This window comes from Peribacillus sp. NPDC056705 (assembly GCF_043656335.1).
This window is the reverse complement of sequence record NZ_JBHTYI010000140.1, coordinates 1-1770: the sequence shown is the minus strand read 5'-3', so window position 1 is coordinate 1770 and position 1770 is coordinate 1. Positions and strand designations below refer to the sequence as shown.

The window sequence follows — 1770 nt, the reverse complement described above, 5'->3', positions numbered from 1 at the left end:
GGTTAGGCGATCATCAAGGATAGCGGGGTCTTTGAACCTGACGGTATCATTGCCTTGCCTAGCCACTCCGCTGATTTGACCTTGCTCTGACGTGATCTCCAGCTGCACGGAAAGTTTACCGATCGGCGTTGTAATCAAGATATCCCAAGTGCCCTCAAAGGCAGCAACGTTGCCATGTCTTGACGCGGGTTCGTGATCGGCATCGTCTCCGTTAACGATCTCGTCCTCACGATTGCCGACAACAGATGTAATCCCACTTGATCGCCATACCGTTCCACGCCGTTCATATTCAAATAATTGCTCCACCGCATGTGAGATTTGAGGACCCAGTTCCCGTTCCACAAGATACAAAGCAACGTCCAATCCGGAGGTAACTCCGCCACCTGTCACCAATCGGCCATCTTCTACCACCCTGGCCTGCACAGGGATTGCACCTGCGGCTTGAAGAACTTCCATTCCGAGGTGATTCGTTACAGCATATCGACCATCTAATAACCCTTCCATTGCAAGCAAGATAGAGCCGCCGCATACGGTAGCGATGGTTATGTCTTTCTGCTCCATCGCCCGTTTAAGAAGACCTGCCAAGGGAGTCTCCGTCGCCTTGGCCAATAACATCGGAACGGTCTGGACCCCCTCGCCTTGCAGGTGTCCCGATGCTCCAGGCACAACAATAATGCCAGGTCGATACGGATCAAGCCAATGGGTCGCGGCTATAGCGGGGCCGTTCATGCCGCTTGGTACTTCCCTTGCCCCTTCGGCGCTAACTAACTCCACGGTTACTTTGCCTTCCCCGGCAAACATCCCTGCAGCACAGAAGACTTCATAGGGGCCGATTGCATCCAGCAGATCAAAACCATCGAATAATACGATCTGAATGTGCAAAATCATCACTCCTTATTTTTTGATACCGGACGGTACGGTCTCTTTTTATGTTATATGCTTTATATCTGAATTGCAAATGTGCATAAGCACCTAATGTGATATAACACAGAAGAAGACAAAGACCACTCCTTGGAGTGGTCTTTCGTGATAGATATTATTTCTTGTAAGTGAGCAGCAGAGCCTCGATCTGCCGGGTCGCATACTCTACATGTTTATTGTCACGCATCAATCGGCTGGCCATGATCCCCCCCTCGATGGCGGTGAAGATGAAGGAACCTACTGATTCGGTATTCATATCCTCGCGGAACTCCTTCTTCACAATACCCTCCATCAAGATCCCTTGAATGAAAGCCAGCATCTGCTCAAAGGCGTGCACTGCATGATCGCGAATGACCGGAAATGAGTGATCGCTCTCAACCGCGGTGTTCAGGAAGGGACACCCTCCTTGTATTGGAGGATTGTGTACGGTATCGCTATATACGCTGGCCATGGCCAGTATTTTATCCAATGCGGTCTCTTGTCCTTCCATGGCTTGGGCGAAATGACTCCATAATACCCCGCCTGCATACTGGAAAGCTTCTATGGCAATCTCATCTTTATTAGCGAAGTTTCTATATATACCGCCCTTCGTTAAGCCAGTTGCGTCGATAATGTCCTGCATCGTCGTGCCGACATACCCCTTCTGATTGAACAACTCCGCCGATTTCATGATAATATGAAGTTTGGTTTTTTCACCTTTACGCATGAAAGCAATTCCTTCCTTCTTTCACTATCGTTTTCAGTGTAGCTGTACTCGTATTGTAACATTTCTAGCGTGACATATAACACCATAACGTAGTAGAATAAAAGAGACCGGACGGTTCGGTCCTTTTTTATGATCTACATATC

2 protein-coding genes are annotated in these 1770 nt (G+C 48.6%); both read right to left on the bottom strand.

The genetic code is table 11. The features are described from left to right. Positions 1-888: DJ-1/PfpI family protein (locus ACFRAK_RS28280; RefSeq protein ID WP_394573081.1), on the bottom strand; the 888-nt coding region annotated here is incomplete at its 3' end. A 148-nt stretch (positions 889-1036) separates the two neighbouring features. Then, complete coding sequence (locus tag ACFRAK_RS28275; RefSeq protein WP_394573080.1) at positions 1037-1627, bottom strand: TetR/AcrR family transcriptional regulator; 591 nt, start codon at positions 1625-1627, stop codon at positions 1037-1039. Positions 1628-1770 lie beyond the last annotated feature (143 nt).

What these genes read in the sequence shown, in the direction of transcription:
- ACFRAK_RS28275 (WP_394573080.1), bottom strand. Translation starts at nt 1,627, where the DNA reads ATGCGTAAAGGTGAAAAAACCAAACTTCATATTATCATGAAATCGGCG.